Genomic DNA, 17645 nt, shown 5'->3' on the forward strand with positions numbered 1-17645 from the left:
GTGTCACCTGAGAAGAAACAAAACGTGTGTCTTACTGTAGTCGTTGAGAGCGCCTATGAACATGGGGGTCGGAGAACTTCCTCACGCTTATCGACGTCGCCTTCGGTGGCTCGGCACCGCTCGGGACTGGATGGGGCGCTGTAGGCGAGAACGCCGAGCGGGTTACGATGGGCGCTATGCGCGAAACACAATTCCTGAAGCTCGTGACCGACGAGTTCGGGCAACAGTACGGTCAGTGGATCGTGCGTTCCCATGTGCTCAGCCGCTGGGGGCAGACGGCCGCCGAGCTCATGGAGGGACAGGGCACTGATCTGCGGGATATCTGGTGGCATCTCTGTGCGGATTTTGATGTACCGGCCGAACGGCACTTGGGTGTGGATGACTAGCGCGGTAAGAAGGGCTGTACTGGAATAACGAAAGTTGCATTAGAACATGTGTGCCCGTAATCTGTTCGATAGTGTCGCACGCGGGCGCTAGTGTGATCCTCGAGCGCGCCGCCCAGCGCGCAGCCAGAGGGCACTCGCGTGGCGGAACCGCTGCAGGAGCCTGAGCGTCTATAGAAGATATTGGTGGCTCGAGTCCTCCGGTAGCGTGGCGCCATACGGCGATGGCTATATACGGGCGCACAAAGCCACCACGATGCGCACAGCCCGCTAGGGCTGGTGGCGCATCGGTGAAAAACAACCAAGCGATAGCAGGAGACGAGACAACAATGGCAGCACGCAAGACCAAGTCGAAGACCCCCAAGGGTGCGTCGAATGATAAGGCCAAGGCCCTCGAATCGGCCATGGCGCTGATTGAGAAGGACTTTGGCAAGGGCTCAATTATGCGCCTGGGTGATGAGAATCGCCCGCCGATTAGCGCGATTTCTTCGGGCAATACCGCTATTGATATCGCCCTGGGTATTGGCGGCTTCCCGCGCGGGCGCATTGTGGAAATCTACGGTCCGGAGTCCTCCGGTAAGACCACCGTGGCGCTGCACGCGGTAGCCGAGGCGCAGCGCGCCGGCGGTATCGCCGCCTTTATCGATGCCGAGCACGCCCTTGATCCGGACTATGCCCGCAAGCTGGGCGTGGATACCGATCAGCTGCTGGTATCCCAGCCCGATACCGGCGAACAGGCCCTCGAGATCGCCGATATGCTGGTGCGTTCCGGGGCTATCGACATCATTGTGGTGGACTCGGTGGCCGCGCTGACCCCGAAGGCCGAGATCGAAGGCGATATGGGCGATAGCCACGTCGGCCTGCAAGCGCGACTGATGAGCCAGGCGCTGCGCAAGCTCACCGGTGCCCTCTACAGCGCGGGCACCACCGCGATCTTCATTAACCAGCTGCGCGAGAAGATCGGCGTGATGTTCGGTTCGCCGGAAACCACCACCGGTGGTAAAGCCTTGAAGTTCTACTCCTCGGTGCGCTGCGATGTGCGTCGCATCCAAACCCTGAAGGATGGCCAAGATGCGGTGGGTAACCGCACCAAGCTGAAGGTGGTGAAGAACAAGGTGTCGCCGCCATTCAAGGTGGCCGAGTTCGACATCATCTACGGCGAAGGTATCTCCCGTGAGGGCTCGATCATTGATCTCGCCGTGGAAAATGGCATCGTGAAGAAATCCGGTTCGTGGTTTACCTACGACGGCGATCAGCTCGGTCAGGGCCGAGAAAAGGTGCGCCTGCATTTGAAGGACACCCCAGAGCTGGCCAATGAGATCGAGGATAAGATCCTGCGCAAGCTGAAGGTAGGCAAGTACGCCAATCTCGAGGACGATGACGCGCTCACCGATGATCCGGTGGACATGGTGCCCAATGTGGACTTTGATGATGTCGATCTGGGAGACGACTCTGAGGAGTAATGACACAGCACAGCGCCGAGTCCTGGGAAGAGAAGAACGCCAAGCTGCGGGCGCTCGCCGACGCCCTCGAGCGCTATGAGCGCGAGGGCAATCCTGGGCTCTTCGACGAGCACGCGGAAGAAGAGCGCCAGACCGTGCGCGCCAAGGCGCTCGTTCTGCTCAACCACCGCATGCGCTCGGAACACGAGATGCGGACACGGCTGCTCGGCTATGACTACCCACCCGAGGTCGTGGACGCGGTCATCGACGATCTCATCTCCCAACGCCTCATCGACGATGCCCTCTTCGCTTCGGAATGGGTGCGGCAGCGCCATCGCAAGGGCAAAAGCCGCGCAGTACTGGACCGCGAACTCCGAGATAAGGGAATCGGCGCCGATACCCGCGCCGAGGCGCTGCAGCAGGTCGCCGATAGCGACGAACGCAGCGTGGCCGAGGCCGTGGCGGAAAAGAAAGCCCGTTCCATTGCGCGGCCGCCTGCCGACTTCGCAGAAAGAAATAAGTACTTACGCCGCATCGTCGGCGCCCTCGCTCGCCGAGGCTTCACCCAGCACATGAGCATGGGTATTGCCATCGCCGCCCTCGACGCGAGGATCGCAGAACTCGACGATTAAGGTTTCGTGTCGTGGGCGCAGGTCACGCCGTGGGCGGGAGAGAACGCCTCCCGTCGCACCTATTGCGGCACTTGCGTGCAAGCGTCTTCACTCGCCAGAGCTGGGGCTGCTGCTGGAGACGTTTGTCTTTTCACGCCATCGGCCCTCGATTGCTGCATTATGTTGGCTCGACCCAGATCGTTAGAATGACTACCCGTGTCTCACCCCCAGAATCAGCACAGTGTAAAAACCAGCCTTGTGTCCGACTCCGCCCGCAGCTATGAGGTCCGCACCTTCGGCTGCCAGATGAACGTGCACGACTCGGAGCGTCTCTCCGGTCTGCTCGAAGACTCCGGATATGTGCCGGCGGAAGAAGGCGCCACCCCGGATCTCGTGGTGTTTAATACGTGTGCCGTACGCGATAACGCCGACCAGCGCCTTTATGGCACCCTCGGCAATCTGCGGTCGGTGAAAGATAAGCACCCGGGCATGCAGATCGCCGTGGGCGGCTGCTTGGCGCAAAAGGACAAGGACACCGTGGTGTCCAAAGCGCCGTGGGTGGATGTGGTGTTTGGCACCCACAATATTGGCTCGCTGCCCACGCTGCTGGAGCGCTCCCGCCACAATCGCCAGGCCGAGGTCGAGATCGTCGACGCTCTCGAACAATTCCCCTCGGTCTTGCCGGCGAAGCGCGAATCCGCCTATGCCGGCTGGGTAAGCGTGTCGGTGGGCTGTAATAACACCTGTACCTTCTGCATCGTTCCCAGCCTCCGCGGCAAAGAACAGGACCGGCGCCCCGGCGATATCCTGTCCGAGGTGCAGGCCTTGGTGGATCAGGGTGTGTCCGAAGTGACCCTGCTGGGGCAAAACGTCAATGCCTATGGTGTGAACTTCGTCGACCCCGATCTCGAGCGCGATCGCAGCGCCTTTTCCACGCTGCTGCGCGCCTGCGGTGAGATCGAGGGACTGGAACGGCTGCGTTTTACCAGCCCCCACCCGGCGGAGTTCACCAGCGATGTCATCGACGCCATGGCTGAGACCCCCACGGTGTGCCCGCAGCTGCACATGCCGCTGCAGTCCGGCTCCGATGAGGTGCTGAAGAAGATGCGCCGCAGCTACCGCACCAGCAAGTTCCTGCGCATTCTCGATGAGGTACGGGAGAAGATCCCGCACGCCGCCATTACCACCGACATCATTGTCGGCTTTCCCGGCGAAACCGAGGAAGACTTCCAAGCCACCCTCGACGTGGTAGAGAAGTCCCGCTTCTCCAGCGCCTATACCTTCCAGTACTCGCCACGCCCGGGCACACCTGCCGCAGAGATGGCCAATCAGATCCCCAAGGAGATTGTCCAAGACCGCTATGAGCGGCTGCTGGCAGTACAGGAGCGCATTAGCGAAGAGGAAAACGCCACCTTCCATGGCCGCGAGGTTGAGCTGCTGGTGCAGGCCGGCGGTGGCAGGAAGAACAGCGCTACCAAGCGCGTCTCGGGCCGAGCCCGCGATGGCCGCCTGGTGCACTTCAACCCCATCGACGCCCGGGGCGAGGATATGGCAGAGCAGATCCGCCCAGGCGATGTGGTGACGGTGACCGTCACGGACTCCGCCCCGCACTTCCTCCTCGCCGATGGTGGTGTGCTGAGCCACCGCCGCACCAAGGCGGGGGATATGTCCGAGGCGGGGAAGCGGCCCACGACCGAACCAGTGGGGGTGGGCCTTGGCCTGCCGGGTATCCGCCCCTCTTCCTAGGGCTTGAGGCGACTCTGGCCTACAATATGTGGGGAGTGCGCACCCGCAACCCGCTGCGCCCTCCGTTCTAGTATCTGCAGGCCACACCACGTGGTCGCGCACGTGGATGGAATCGACTACACAGTGGAGATGAACCCCTAGTGGATAAAGCGAACACCCCCGCCGAGAAGAAGCTACTCTCGGCCGATGATCTCGCCGGCCTCGAGAAGCAGGCAGCGAAAAAGGTGGACATGGGCTCCACGTGGATCAGCCTGATCGCCGTTTTCGTGCTGTTTCTCATCACCTTGATCCTTCCCTTCACCGGCAAAGCCAATGGCTTCGACATTCTGGTGATGAACGATAAGGCCCTCGAATTTGGTGCCACCCCGCTCGAACGCCTCTTTGTGATTCTGGGGCTCGTGTCGATGGTGGTGGTGAATCTCGTGGTGGTGGCGTCGCGAAGCATGCTGCTGACCTACATCAACTGGGTATTCGCCGGCATCACGGGCACTGCGGCGATGTTCATGATTTGGATGGGGCAGACTCGTCTGCGCGCCGAGGGCTCCTCGGGCACCGAGTTTGGTGCCGCTTTAAGCGGAATCGTGGCCATTGCATTCTTGCTGATCATGACGGGATTGATCTTCCGCCGCAGCGAGGAACAGCTCGATATTGAAGATGCCCGCCGCGAAGCCGGCTCGGATGATCCCGTGGCCGACGCTCAACGTGAGGCAAGCGTGGGGCGGCGCTTCTCTCGCTATGAGGACAGCCCGCTATTCGTCGATGATCGCCGCAAGAAGGCCTCGGAGCGCCACCGCCCCCGCAGCACCGACGCCACCGACGCTGAGGACTAAGCGCTCAGCGGGCGATGACGCTGATAGGCCGTGGCCCGACTAATCGGGTGGAAACCCAGCGCCGTATTCACCGCCAGCATCGGCTTATTGGACACCTCCACCGAGGTATAGACCCGCGCTAGCCGCGGGTCTTTCGCATGCAGTGCCCGCAGGAGTTCCTGCTTCACCAGCAGCCCCGCCCCACATCCGCGGACCGAGCGTGCCGTGACGGTGACGTTCTGCTCGGCCACATCCTCGCGGGAGCCGGTGGCCTGGGCAATCACGCTTAAGGCCAGTACGGTGCTCGCCTCGCCTTGGCCGCTCAGGAGCAGGCCGAAGTGAGTGCGGGTGCCATTCTCCTGGGCGAGGCGGGTGATGGCATCCAAGCGGCCACGGTCCCAGCGCTCGTTTTCGCCCACGAAGTCGCGCCGCGGCGCATCGCTATCCGCCAGCGCATAAAGCTCAGTGATCTGCTGTCGCATAGGGCTGGGTAGTTCATCGCAGAAGTACTCGAAGCGCACCTGCGCGTCCGTGCCGTCCTGTGCCTTGCCATCCTGAGCGATGCCGGACTGAGCCACCGCGGTGTGCAGCCGCTCCCAGCTCGCCACTGTGGGGGCGGCGACCGGCAGCGGCACATAGCCTTGGACGGTGTGCAGCACCGGGGAGAACCCGGCGTCCTGCAGGAGCTGCGTATAGGGGAGCTCAGCGGGAACCTGATTATCGCCGGTATCCACGGTGGGTTGTTCGAGCCAAGTGGTGAGCAGAGTGCGTTCGGCACGCGCGGCGAAGAGCCGCGCCAGCTCGAGTGCGTAGTAGTAGCGCTGGCGTTGCTGCTCGCTCATCTCTTCGCCGAGCAGGACGAGTTCCTCGACATCGGCGATGAGCTCGACGGTGGCGGCGCAGCCGTCCTCGAGCAGTGGCAGTGAGACGATGATGCCATAGCTAAAATCCACCACCTCATCCACGGCGTGGGCAGTGGCTGCGTCCGCCTCCGCCGCGGCTATGGGCAGAGCCACGCTGTTATCCAGCGCGTGAGCGGGGCTGAGCTGCAGATCGTGATCCGCGCTGAGCAGCAGGATGGTGCTGCGCGCATCGGGAGCAGGGATGAGACAGGAACACAGCCGCTCCACGGAGAAGGAACGATCCGCAGTGCCGGCAAGCATCTGCGCTCGGAACCCGTCGCTGAGCGCGAGGGTTTTGAGATTGGTATTGATCGCGTCAGTACGCGGTAAGGCGGCGATGGGGGAGAAGTGATAGACAGTCATCGTCCACCGAGCTTAAACGGTGGGCCTATACCTGCTACACGGCGGTCACCCGCGCCACAGAGACCACCACCCACGAGACGGCTAAATGGGGTGTCTCGTGGGTGGTGGGGTGAAGAAGCGCCGTTTAAGGGCTTAGAGGTTGTCCACCGCCTGAGTGGCGGCGTCGGCCCATTCCTGCCATTGGGCGGCCTGGGCGCGGTATTTCTCGGCGTCCTTGGTCTTGCCGGCCTTCTCGGCCTCGGCGGCCTGGTGGTTGAACTCATCCACGCGGTCGAGGAACTGCTGGGCGCGGGCCTGCACCTCGGGGTCGGTGCGACGCCACTGCTCGTCCGCAGCGCGTGCAACCTTGTCCTCGAGCTGCTTGATCTTGGAGTCGTACTCGCGGATCTTCGCCCGCGGCACATAGCCGATAGCCTCCCACTTCTCCTGCAGCTCGTGCAGCTTCGTGCGGGCGGCCTCGAGGTCCTTTTCCGGGGTGATCAGCGGGGTGTATTCCGCGATCAGCTCATCCTTGGCCTCGGCATTGGCTTGGAACTCTTTGTCCCGCTGCTCGTTGAGGGCATTGCGGGCTTGGAAGAAGTGATCCTGGGCGGCCTTAAAAGAGGCCCACAAGGCATTATCCACCTCGCGCGGGGCGCGGCCGGCGGCCTTCCACTGCTTCATCAGCTCGCGGAACTCCCCAGCGGTGGCGTTCCAGTCAGTCGAGTCCTTAAGTTCTTCGGCCTTGGCCACCAGCGCCTCTTTGGTGCGGCGGGCGGCGGCGCGGTTGCGGTCGAGTTCCGCGAAGTGCGAGCCGCGGCGGCGGTTGAAGGAATCGCGGGCCTTGGAGTAGCGCTTCCACAGCGCATCATCAGTGGCGCGATCGATACCGCGGATGGTTTTCCACTCATCCAAGATGGCGCGCAGGCGGTCCCCGGCGGCCTTCCACTCGGTGGAGTCCGCGGCGATACTCTCGGCCTCGGCAGCGAGCTCCTCCTTGCGGGCGATGGCCTGGGCGCGGCGCTCGGCCTTGCGCTGCTTGGCTTCCTCTCCGGCCTCCACGGACTCGTTCATGATCTCCGCGAGGCGATCATCGAGATTGTCCACATCGCCGATCACGGTGGCCTCGGGCAGGGACTCTCGGAGCGCGGCCGCCGAGGTGCGAATATTGGCGGCATCATCGGGGTGCGCCTTGAGGCGGGCCTCGAGCAGCTCGACCTCGGTGGCAAGATCAGCGAAGCGTTGTGCGTAGTGGGCCAAACCGGCCTCGGGGGAGCCGGCCTGCCACGAGCCGATCACGCGCTCACCGGCCTTGGTGATGAGCACGACGGTGCCGTCCTCGTCGATGCGGCCGAAGCGGGACGGATCCGACTTCGGGATATGCACAGCATGCGGGGCCGCCGGCCGTGCTACCGCGCTGGGACGCGGCGCGGGCGTGGCTCCCGGCATGGCTCCGGGGGTGACGCCGGGGCGGGGGCCCGGACGCGGACCTGGTGTGGGGCTCGGGGGAGTAGTCATGGCGTGAGGAATCCTTATAAGTCTGTAACGCTGCCGCGCGGCACGGCTGCCAATAAACACGAACTGACAAAAACCCTAGCACCTCTGCTGGGGGCACGTAGGGGAGAACCCTAGGTGGCAGCACCGATGGTTTAAGCTAAATTTCCGAGGAAAAATCAGTCAAGGTCTGGAGTTGTCTGTGCGGCACATCGTGGTCATCCCCTCCTCCCCAGCATTGATCGAGGGTGTCTCTCCCCATGATGAGGGATCAGCGCGCCTGCGCCAGGCGGCCCGCAGCATCCTGAGCACGCGCGCCGCCGCTGTCGACAGTATCGCTGTGATGCGCTCCGCCGCCCCAGAATGCCGCACCGAGCTCCTCGGTTCGCTCAGCGCCTGGGCACCCGGGGTGGAGCTGCCGCGCGCCCAAGACGGACACCTCCTAGGCGAGATCATCGCCCGGCTCCTGCTGGGTGAGCAAGAAAAGAAGATCACCGCCTGTGCCGAAAAGATCGAGGCGCTTGTCCGCGTCGAGCTGGTGATTGTGCTCGTCGATGGCCCCGTGACATTGACTGAGCGAGCCCCCGGCGGCTTCCACCCTGAGGCCGAGGATGCCCAGAGCTTTGTGCGTGAGCTGCTTCGCGGCGATAGCCCCGAGCAGTGGCATTACTCCGATCTCTCTCGGGCTGGGGTGCTTGACCCAGCGCCCTGGATGGAGTTGTGGGAGCTCCGCGAGCAGGCCACAGCGCAGCAGCTCCTCGCAGAAGACACCACCGGCGGGGTAGGCCGCTTCGTGGCGGAGTGGGAGATGGCCGCATGAGCCAGTGCACCCCTCTCGCTATTGTCGGCCCCACCGCTTCTGGCAAGTCGAGTCTCGGTATCGCCCTAGCGCAGCAGCTCGGTGGCGAGGTAGTCAATATCGATTCCATGCAGCTCTATCGCGGAATGGATATCGGAACCGCCAAGCTCAGCCCAGCAGAGCGGGGCGGTATCACCCATCACCTGCTCGATATTTGGGATGTCACCCACACCGCCTCGGTGGCCGAATACGGCAAGACCGCGCGCGGGGTAGTGGAGAGTCTCCGCAGTTCCGGAACAGTTCCGGTCCTGGTGGGTGGCTCCATGATGTATGTGCAATCGGTGGTGGACCAGTGGGAGTTTCCGCCCACCGACCCACAGGTGCGGGCCCGCTATATGGCGCTGCAAGAAGAGATCGGCCCCGCCGGTATGCATGAGCGGCTGCGTGCCGTGGATCCCGCGGCAGCGGAGATCATCGAGGAGAATGACCCCCGGCGCAATGTACGCGCCCTTGAAGTCATCGAGCTGACCGGCAAGCCCTATGCCGCGTCCCAGCCGCCGAAGGACAACCCACCGCGGTGGGGCACGCATCTTTTGGGACTCGCGGTAGACATGGACTGGCTGGGCCCGCGAATCGAGCAGCGCACCCGCGAGATGTTTGACCAGGGCTTCATCGAGGAGGTCCGCAGCCTCCGCGAGCGCGGGCTCACTGCTGGCTCGACGGCCGGGCGAGCGATCGGCTACGCCCAGGTATTGGCGCATCTGCGTGGAGAGATCAGCGCCGAGCAGGCATATGAGGACACGGTGCGCGCCACCCGGCGTTATGTGCGGCGCCAGCGCTCTTGGTTTAAACGCGATCCGCGCATCACCTGGATTGACGCTGCGGACAACCCGCTCGAGCAGGCGCGAGCGCAGCTGCGCCGGTGGGGCTATAGCGACGGCGAAGACCCAGTGGTGGCGAAGAACTAGCTGTAGTCGTGGCCCAAGCGGAGCGCGGCGCGCCGAGCGCTTTGATAGCGCTCCTCGAGCGCGGCGGCACGACGATCGGTGATCGCCAGCAAAGACTCCAGTTGCGGGATCGTATCGTGGGTTTCCAGCTTGGAGTTCAGGCGATTAAGGAAGCGCTTGGCCGTGGAGTACTCGTGGTGGAACTCTTCAATGTCTGGGTCCGTGCAATCGGGATCGGCCAGCGCCGGGCGCTGCAAGGTGCGATCGGCAATGGAATCGGTGTCCGTGCCGGTGAGAAAGCGCTCGTATTCGCTGATGGTGTCTTGAATATCCTCCGCGGAATAGCGGATGGAAGAGACCACGGCGGCGGTATCCTTGCTATCGGGGCGATTGCGCAGGGTATACCACACCACGCCGGAGACGAGCAGCACCAAAATGATGCCTTCGAAGCGCAGGAAGACGATGAGGGCGACACAACACACCAGCAGTATGTAGTGGGTCCAGTCGAGGGACGGCCAATGGTTTCGCACTGCGCTCCTTTCTGTTCTCGCGGCGGCGAGTAGCTCACTCGATTATGGGGGACATGGGGGCAACGAGTCGTGCTGGCGAATTGTTCCCCTGCCTCCGCCCAGCCGGTTAGTGGCTGCCGCAGCCTCCCGAGCCACAACCGCAGCCGCCGCCGGAGCCGCAGCCGCCGCCACTGGGGGCGAGGATGGATGCGGTCAGGGACACGCGCCCGGCGATCACCGAGCCGGGTGTGGGCAGATCGGAGTCGGCGGGCAGGCACAGATCCATGGGGAAGGGAGAGGAGACGCGCACATAGATGAAGCGCTGGCCGGTCAAGGCATTGGTGCGGTACTCCGAGTGAGAGACCTGGAAGGCGATCTGGGCGGCCGAGTCGGGCGGGGTCGAGCCATCCCCGGCGGCGATCACCTCGGCGCCGTGGGAGAGGACCGTACCGAGCTTCAGCCCAGAGCTGGAGGCGATATAGCTATCGGGATCGCTGAAACCGGCCAAAGAAATCCCCAGAGCGGTAATGGATAGCTCTTGGAAACGCTGCTGGCCGTCCTCGACGAGCAGCGGCCCCTGGGCGATATTGGCGGTGAGGGTGGTGATGGGCTCGTCTTGATCATCGAGCACCTCGATCTGGCCGAGTACATCGTTGACCATGGTGACATGACCGCGCGCCACGAGCGGGGAGAGGAAACCCGCATAGGTAGAGAAGGGCTCGGCGGCCAGAATGTTGATCTGGGCGCCGGAGGCGTCGGTGAACTGCACAAGCTGGCCATCGCCGACCTCGCCGGTGACGGCGAGCTGGTTGGAGGAGATAGCAGCCTCTACTGCGTCCTGCCACTCGGGGAAGTCCATGCCGATACTTTTAAGGTCACTGGTCATGAGACTCATGGTAGGCAAGGACACAACGAGATAAAAATACAGCCCACGGTATTTTCCCTAGATAATCCGTGGATTTCTGTGGTAATAACCACAGCTCAGTATGACCTGCGTTTTCCCTCTCAGAGGGTGGGGTAGAAGCGAGTGGCGAGGCGGGGGCACCCACGGGTCCGCGGGCGGCAGCGGGGCAGTGCGGGAAGGGGTGTGAGGACCGTTATGTCCCGCATCGACTGTGATCCATTAATGCTGGGTAGGTGAGGCATTACTCACTGAGAACATTCTCATACTTGGCCAGCATAGCCTTGGCTTGGCGTGTGGCGTTAGGATTAAATAGTTCACCCTTTGAAACGGATAAGAGGTTATCTATGATTGCAATTCTCGCCGAGATGGAGAAAGGTCAGCGCGGCCGCCTCGATGGCATTGACTCCGATAGTGTCAGCCCCGAGTGTTACCGCCGTTTTTCGCAGCTCGGATTCCGTGAAGGCTGCTCGATTGAGATCACTCACCACACAGCCGGCGGCGGCGTTGTTGTCCGCGTCGGTTCCGCTCGCTATGCGCTTGATGCCCATACCGCGCGAGCAATGCGTCTGCAGGTCTAATACGCCCAGCCTTAGCTAAGGAATGCGTACTGTCCCGTGCATGCGTCTCGCTGCGTGGCTGCACACGGAGCCGGGCCGCACCATCCTGCGCTCCGCCAGAGCTTATCTTCCCGACGGAGTGTGTCGTTCACCCCTAACTTTAAGAAAAGAGGCCAGCCTGTGGCTTCATCACCGTCTTGTCACAGCTCCACTCACGGCGTAGCCGCCCCCGAAGGAACCCCTGTGGTGGCTCTCGTTGGATCCCCCAACGCCGGCAAATCCACCCTGCTCAATGCCCTCACTGGCACCAAGGCCCGCACCGGTAACTGGCCGGGTACCACCGTGGAAACCTCGCGCGTGCTGTGGAAGCACAACGGGCATAAATATGATCTCATCGATTTTCCGGGTGCCTATTCTTTGGATCCCGTCAGCCCCGATGAACAACTCACCGCCGATGTGCTTATCGACGGTCCCGATGAGGATAAGCCCGACTGCGTGATCGCTGTGGTGGATGCCTCCAACTTGGCTCGCAGTTTATACATGATCTCCCAGTTGGCCGAGCAACCCCTACGCGTGGTGGTGGCCCTGAGTAAAAATGATATGGCCGCCGCCAAGGGGGTGCCGGTGGATGCCCGCGCCCTGTCCGCGGCACTGGGCATGCCGGTGATCGATGTGGATCCACGGCACATGAAGAATGTCGACGCCGTGCCTCAAGCTGTGGAATTAGAGCTCAACACGGCGAAGACACAGCGTCGACAAGCACCCGCGGATGAGTTCGAGGCCGCCGATGAACGCTTCGCCTATATCGACGCGGCCGTCCAGGCTGCGGTGAACAACGAGGGCGAGCTCGGACCTAGTGTGTCGGAGAAGATCGATGCCGTGACGCTGAATCGCTGGGCGGGGCTCGTGGTGTTCCTCGGGGTGATGTGGCTGGTATTCCAGATCACTACCACCGTGGCGGTGCCACTGCAAGACGCGCTCGACAATCTCTTCAACGGGCCTGTGAGCTCTGGTGCCCGAGCGCTACTCGGCGCAGTGGGGCTTGGCGGAGGAGTCATCGAAGGCTTGCTGGTCGACGGTATCATTGCCGGCGTGGGCATGGTGCTTACCTTTGTCCCGCTGATGGCGTTGATGTTTATTTGCTTGGCCATTTTGGAAGACTCCGGCTACATGGCCCGTGCAGCCGTGGTGACTGATCGCGTCATGCGTACCATCGGCCTACCCGGCACCGCCTTTATTCCATTGATTGTGGGATACGGCTGCAATGTACCGGCGATCTCGGCGACGCGCGTGCTGCCCAATCCGCGCCAGCGGCTGCTCACCGCGCTTCTTATTCCCTTCACTTCGTGCTCGGCGCGCCTGACGGTGTATGTGATGCTCGCGGCCACCTTCTTCCCGCAGCACGCGGGGACGGCGGTATTTGCCATGTACCTCATCTCGATCGCGTTGATTGTGTGCACCGGTTTATTGATGCGTGGCACCCTATGGCGCAATATGCCCTCGGATCCGCTGGTGATCGATCTGCCCGACTACCAGGTGCCTCGGCTGCGGCTGACCCTGGCCTCCGCCTGGGTGCGGCTGCGCGGCTTCTTGCACACAGCCGGTACGATCATCGTCGCCATCGTCACCGTTGTGTTCCTACTGCAATCCATCCCCGTCACCGACGAGTACTCCTTCGCCGATGAGAACCTCAGCCCCCGCGAAAGCGTCTATGGCCAGGTCTCCGAGACGATCGCGCCTATATTCGAGCCGGCCGGTTTCGGCTCCTGGTCCATCACTGGCACGCTGATTACCGGTTTCGTGGCCAAGGAGGCCGTGATCGCCTCATGGGCGCAAACCTATGCGCTCGACGACGTCACCGATGAAAGCCCGACGGAACAGGCCTCCTCGCCGCTGGCGAAGGCCGTCCGCGGCGACTTCGAGGAGACCTCCGGCGGCCATACCCTCGCCGCGGTGTGGGCGTTTATGATCTTTATTCTCGCCTATACCCCCTGCGTGGCCACGCTTGCCGCGCAGCGCAGAGAAATCGGCCTGAAGTGGACCGTGGTGGGCATCGGCTTCCAGCTACTGACCGCGTGGGTGTTGGCCGTGGCCGTCTTCCAGGTACTCAAACTCATCCTCTAAACCCACCGCCGCCGCGCCCGCACGCTGCGTATCGACGCACACCTCGTGGCCAGCACCATTGGCTGCGAGGCAAGCGGCGCGGCCCTATCTCGGCCCCGCGATATTTCGCCTGGCCAGTCCTTATCCTCTCCTATCAAAGACAGCGACATTGTCATGACTGCACCATCGTCGTCGACTCCCGCCGAAGCCAGCGCTGATTCCTCTGCGCCGGTACGCCCGCTCAGCGCCATCCGTACTGCCATCCTGCAGGGTGCCAGCACCATCGGTAGCATTTCCGCGGCCACCGGCTTGAACGCCTCGGTTATCCGCGCTGGGCTCGACCAGCTCGAACGCATGAACCTGCTCACCCGAAAACTACAAGTATCCGCCTGCTCCACCTCCCGCTCCTGCGCGAGCTGTAGCGACCACGGCTCCTGCGAGGTCCCCACCCACAGCGACAGCAAAGGAGGGATCGTCACCCTCACCCTCAGCCCGCGGCCACCGCGTGGCTAAGACGTCGATAAGCGGCGGCAGGGGAGGGCGCACTCCCCACCGCGGGCGCGGGAGGGCGCACCCCAGAAGGAATGTCGCAGGTGAGACGAGCACTACTGTAGGATCGCGGATACGATGACAGATTCTCATGATGAACTTATGACTGAGGCATTCCGCGATCACCGGCCCACCGTTGTGCCGGAGGAACGCGACGCCGGTCGGGACCACACCGGGCTCATTTCTGCCAACCCCACCCCGGCTGCCGCCACCGAGACCCCCACCACCGGTGAGCTTGAGCTCGAGGAGCGCGGCCGCTTCCGCCACATCACCCGCGACACCCAAATCCGCCGCACCGAGCGCGATGACGGTTATGACGTGGAGTACCGCAAACTCCGCCTCGAGCGCGTCATCCTCGTCGGCGTATGGACCGAGGGCACCAGCGCCGAAATCGAGGCCACCCTCGCCGAGTTGCAAGCCTTGGCCGAAACCGCCGGCTCCGACGTCGTCGAGGTGCTCTACCAAAAGCGAGACAAACCGGACCCAGGAACCTATATCGGTGCCGGTAAGGTCACCGAGCTGCGCCACCTCGTGGAAGCCACCGACGCCGACACAGTGGTCTGCGATGGCGAGCTCAGCCCCGGTCAGATGATCGCCCTCGAAAAGGCCCTAGACGTCAAGGTCGTCGACCGCACCATGCTCATTCTCGATATCTTCGCCCAGCACGCGAAGTCCAATGAGGGTAAGGCGCAGGTGGCGCTCGCCCAGATGGAATACCTCATCACCCGCGTCCGCGGCTGGGGTGGGGCGCTGTCCCGCCAAGCCGGCGGTCGCGCCGGGTCGAATGGCGGCGTCGGCCTGCGCGGTCCCGGTGAAACCAAGATTGAGGCGGACCGCCGCCGCCTGCGCTCGGACATGGCCAAGCTGCGCAAGGAGATCGCGGGGATGAAGACCTCCCGCGATATCAAGCGCGCCCGCCGCCAGCGCTCGACCACCCCGCAAATCGCGATTGCCGGCTATACCAATGCCGGCAAGTCCTCCTTGATCAATGCCCTCACCGGCGCCGGTGTGCTGGTGGAGGATGCGCTCTTCGCCACCCTGGATCCCACCACCCGGCGCGCCGAGCTCGCCGATGGTCGCAGTGTGATCTTCACCGATACGGTCGGTTTCGTCCGGCACCTGCCTACCCACCTAGTGGAGGCGTTTCGCTCTACGTTGGAGGAGATTCTCGAGGCCGATCTGCTGCTGCACGTGGTCGATGGCTCTGATCCCTTCCCGCTGAAGCAGATCGAGGCCGTCAACGAGGTGATCACCGATATTGTGCGCGAGCAAGACACCCAGGCCCCGCCGGAGATCATTGTGGTGAACAAGATCGACCAGGCAGATCCGCTGGTGCTCGCCGAGGCCAAGGCCGTGTTGGATGATTGCGTGTTCGTCTCCGCGCACACGGGCGAGGGCATCGCGGAGCTACAGGCCCGCATCGAGCTATTCCTCAACAGCCTCGACGCGCACGTGGAGATGCTCATTCCCTTCACCGATGGTGATGTGGTGGCGCGCCTGCACGATCAGGCCACCGTCTTGGGCGAGGAGTATGGCGAGGAGGGCACCACCATGGATGTGCGTTTGCCCCGGCAGCTGGCCGCGGAGCTCGCCCGCTACGTGGTGCACACGCACTAGGGCAGAAGCGCTTATCGACGCCCTCTCGCTGGATCCGCTAGCGCCATCGCCGAGGAGGGGCCCTCGAGCGGTGGCGCCCCGTCTAGGCTGAGGCACTCTCTGCTGCGCATCCTGCGCGTTATAGAGTGGAGGTTTGTGAATAATCCCGCGAAATCTCAAGACACCTCCTCCCGCTCGAGCGATAGCGCCGGCCGCGGCGGAACGGGGCCGATGGGCCTCGGCTGGGCGGTGCATGGCGATGGCAAAAGGATCCTGCCCGGCGCGGTGGTGGCCCCCGAGGAGCGACTGAGCTGGTTGCGCACCATCGGCATCGGCATGCAGCATGTGATCGCCATGTTTGGTGCGACGCTGCTGGTGCCCACCCTCACCGGCTTCCCCGTGAACACCACTTTGTTGTTTTCGGGTCTGGGCACGATGCTCTTCTTGCTCGTCACCCGCAACCGGCTGCCCTCCTATTTGGGCAGTTCTTTTGCGTTCATCGCGCCGCTGAGCGCTACCCAAGGATCGGGTATCGGCACCCAAATCGGTGGTGTGCTCATCGCCGGTCTCACCCTGGTGCTGGTGGGTGTGATCGTTAAGGCCGCCGGCAAACAGGTGATTGATGCGGTGATGCCGCCGGCAGTGACCGGCGCCATTGTGGCGCTGATCGGGCTGAATCTTGCCCCCACGGCGGCCGGAAACTTCCAAACCCAGCCGCTCGTGGCCACGGTGACGCTGCTGGTGATTCTCGGTGCCACCGTGGCCGGGCGCGGTATGGTCGCCCGCCTCGGCATCCTCATTGGTGTGCTCGTGGGATGGATCTTCGCCGCGCGTACCGGCAACCTGCCCGAGGGCGCCGTGGACACTATCGACGCCGCCCCGTGGGTGGGGCTGCCTACATTCCATAGCCCGCACTTCGAGCTCAGCGCGATTCTCGTGACCCTGCCGGTGGTCATTGTGCTGATCGCGGAGAATGTGGGCCACGTCAAAGCCGTGTCCGAAATGACGGGCCGGGATATGGATGATCTGGCAGGCGATGCGCTCATGGCCGATGGTATGGCCACCATGCTCGCGGGTGGTTTTGGCGGCTCCGGCACCACCACCTATGCGGAGAATATCGGTGTCATGGCCGCCACCAAGGTTTATTCCACCGCCGCCTATTGGGTCGCTGCCTTTACTGCGGTGGCACTCGCCTTCATCCCGAAGTTCGGGGCGCTGATTTTCACCATTCCCGTCGGCGTCTTGGGTGGGGCCACCTTGGTGCTCTATGGCCTAATTGGCATGCTGGGGGTGCGGATCTGGCAGGACAACCGCGTCAATTTTAATAACCCCGTCAATCTCATGGCTGCGGCGGTTGCGCTGGTCGCCGGTATCGGCAATCTCACCTTGTCTATTGGCTCGATCTCGCTGGAGGGCATCGCCTGGGGCTCTGCCGGGATCATCGTGTTCTATCCCGTGATGATGAAGCTCTACCGCAGCCTCGGTGAGGGGCGCTACGTCCCGGCCGAGCGCCCCGCCTAGACCCCGTCGAGGATTGTCCAGAGCGGTGTCATACACAACTGCCGCCCACCATGTGGTGGGCGGCAGTAGATGTATCTGCGTGAGCGAAGGATTACTCGGCGTCGAGATCCTTCTCGATCAGGGCAGCAATCTTCTCCACAGCCTCGGCGTTGTCGGAGGTGACAACAACCTCGTCGCCCTTCTCGGCGCCGAGGGCCATGATCATCAGGGAGGAGGCGGCGTCGGTGTCCTCGTCGTCGTCACCAACGAGGTTGAGGAAGATGTCCTCATCGAACTCACCGGCAGCCTCGGCGATGATGGTGGCGGGGCGGGCGTGGAGGCCGACAGCGGAGCCGACAGTCACGGTCTTAGAAGCCATAATGGATAATGTCCTTTCTATAAAAGGGTGTCTACGCTAGCCCCACTGTAGAAGCAAGGGGCCTTAATAGTTC

Annotated in this window: 17 protein-coding genes; 12 read left to right on the forward strand and 5 right to left on the reverse strand. The window is 63.0% G+C overall.

Annotated features, from left to right (window positions below; genetic code table 11):
• The first annotated feature begins 176 nt into the window (after positions 1 to 176).
• From GBB18_RS01410 to GBB18_RS01430, 5 genes are all read left to right on the forward strand, one after another.
• On the forward strand, positions 177 to 386 hold the full coding sequence (locus GBB18_RS01410; protein WP_151548744.1) for a DUF3046 domain-containing protein: 210 nt from the start codon (positions 177 to 179) through the stop codon (positions 384 to 386).
• 326 nt (positions 387 to 712) lie between these two features.
• A complete protein-coding gene (gene recA / locus GBB18_RS01415; protein ID WP_151528588.1) occupies positions 713 to 1846 on the forward strand; it encodes a recombinase RecA in 1134 nt (377 codons plus the stop codon).
• Complete coding sequence (locus GBB18_RS01420) at positions 1846 to 2457, forward strand: regulatory protein RecX (protein ID WP_151640502.1); 612 nt, start codon at positions 1846 to 1848, stop codon at positions 2455 to 2457. The genes recA and GBB18_RS01420 overlap by 1 nt, the downstream gene beginning before the upstream one ends.
• A gap of 237 nt (positions 2458 to 2694) precedes the next feature.
• A complete protein-coding gene (gene miaB, locus GBB18_RS01425) occupies positions 2695 to 4182 on the forward strand; it encodes a tRNA (N6-isopentenyl adenosine(37)-C2)-methylthiotransferase MiaB (protein WP_225990207.1) in 1488 nt (495 codons plus the stop codon).
• A 140-nt stretch (positions 4183 to 4322) separates the two neighbouring features.
• On the forward strand, positions 4323 to 5012 hold the full coding sequence (locus GBB18_RS01430) for a hypothetical protein (RefSeq protein ID WP_151548740.1): 690 nt from the start codon (positions 4323 to 4325) through the stop codon (positions 5010 to 5012).
• Here the strand turns inward: GBB18_RS01430 and GBB18_RS01435 are convergent.
• Both GBB18_RS01435 and GBB18_RS01440 read right to left on the reverse strand, forming a co-directional pair.
• On the reverse strand, positions 5009 to 6256 hold the full coding sequence (locus tag GBB18_RS01435) for a hypothetical protein (protein WP_151640504.1): 1248 nt from the start codon (positions 6254 to 6256) through the stop codon (positions 5009 to 5011). The two genes, GBB18_RS01430 and GBB18_RS01435, sit on opposite strands and share 4 nt — an antisense overlap.
• A gap of 132 nt (positions 6257 to 6388) precedes the next feature.
• The gene (locus GBB18_RS01440) at positions 6389 to 7753 is read right to left on the reverse strand and encodes a DUF349 domain-containing protein (protein WP_151640505.1); all 1365 of its coding nucleotides are present in this window, start codon (positions 7751 to 7753) and stop codon (positions 6389 to 6391) included.
• A gap of 172 nt (positions 7754 to 7925) precedes the next feature.
• Here GBB18_RS01440 and GBB18_RS01445 point away from each other — a divergent pair, with 172 nt between their 5' ends.
• A complete protein-coding gene (locus GBB18_RS01445) occupies positions 7926 to 8549 on the forward strand; it encodes a hypothetical protein (RefSeq protein WP_151640506.1) in 624 nt (207 codons plus the stop codon).
• Positions 8546 to 9496, forward strand: a complete 951-nt coding sequence (gene miaA / locus GBB18_RS01450) for a tRNA (adenosine(37)-N6)-dimethylallyltransferase MiaA (protein ID WP_151640507.1) — start codon at positions 8546 to 8548, stop codon at positions 9494 to 9496. The genes GBB18_RS01445 and miaA overlap by 4 nt, the downstream gene beginning before the upstream one ends.
• On the opposite strand, the gene GBB18_RS01455 is transcribed toward miaA, so the two are convergent.
• Together GBB18_RS01455 and GBB18_RS01460 are read right to left on the reverse strand one after the other, a co-directional pair.
• The gene (locus GBB18_RS01455; RefSeq protein WP_151640508.1) at positions 9493 to 10005 is read right to left on the reverse strand and encodes a hypothetical protein; all 513 of its coding nucleotides are present in this window, start codon (positions 10003 to 10005) and stop codon (positions 9493 to 9495) included. The two genes, miaA and GBB18_RS01455, sit on opposite strands and share 4 nt — an antisense overlap.
• 106 nt (positions 10006 to 10111) lie before the next feature.
• Positions 10112 to 10870: a hypothetical protein gene (locus GBB18_RS01460; protein WP_151548735.1), complete on the reverse strand. Its 759-nt coding sequence runs from the start codon at positions 10868 to 10870 to the stop codon at positions 10112 to 10114.
• Between the two features lie 362 nt (positions 10871 to 11232).
• Between GBB18_RS01460 and GBB18_RS01465 the strand changes: the two genes are divergently transcribed.
• From GBB18_RS01465 to GBB18_RS01485, 5 genes are all read left to right on the forward strand, one after another.
• Entirely contained in the window at positions 11233 to 11466 is a 234-nt protein-coding gene (locus GBB18_RS01465) for a FeoA family protein (protein ID WP_151548734.1), read from the forward strand.
• Positions 11467 to 11688: 222 nt separating this feature from the next.
• Entirely contained in the window at positions 11689 to 13569 is a 1881-nt protein-coding gene (gene feoB, locus GBB18_RS01470; protein WP_192795867.1) for a ferrous iron transport protein B, read from the forward strand.
• Between the two features lie 153 nt (positions 13570 to 13722).
• On the forward strand, positions 13723 to 14061 hold the full coding sequence (locus GBB18_RS01475; protein WP_151548732.1) for a hypothetical protein: 339 nt from the start codon (positions 13723 to 13725) through the stop codon (positions 14059 to 14061).
• A gap of 114 nt (positions 14062 to 14175) precedes the next feature.
• Positions 14176 to 15714 carry a GTPase HflX gene (gene hflX, locus GBB18_RS01480; RefSeq protein ID WP_151548731.1) on the forward strand — a complete coding sequence of 513 codons (1539 nt, stop codon included), beginning with the start codon at positions 14176 to 14178 and terminating at the stop codon, positions 15712 to 15714.
• Positions 15715 to 15924: 210 nt separating this feature from the next.
• A complete protein-coding gene (locus GBB18_RS01485) occupies positions 15925 to 17214 on the forward strand; it encodes a uracil-xanthine permease family protein (protein ID WP_151640652.1) in 1290 nt (429 codons plus the stop codon).
• A 91-nt stretch (positions 17215 to 17305) separates the two neighbouring features.
• On the opposite strand, the gene GBB18_RS01490 is transcribed toward GBB18_RS01485, so the two are convergent.
• The gene (locus GBB18_RS01490; protein WP_151528602.1) at positions 17306 to 17572 is read right to left on the reverse strand and encodes an HPr family phosphocarrier protein; all 267 of its coding nucleotides are present in this window, start codon (positions 17570 to 17572) and stop codon (positions 17306 to 17308) included.
• Positions 17573 to 17645 lie beyond the last annotated feature (73 nt).

The organism is Corynebacterium sp. 11A (assembly GCF_008930935.1).
Classification (GTDB): domain Bacteria; phylum Actinomycetota; class Actinomycetes; order Mycobacteriales; family Mycobacteriaceae; genus Corynebacterium; species Corynebacterium megadyptis.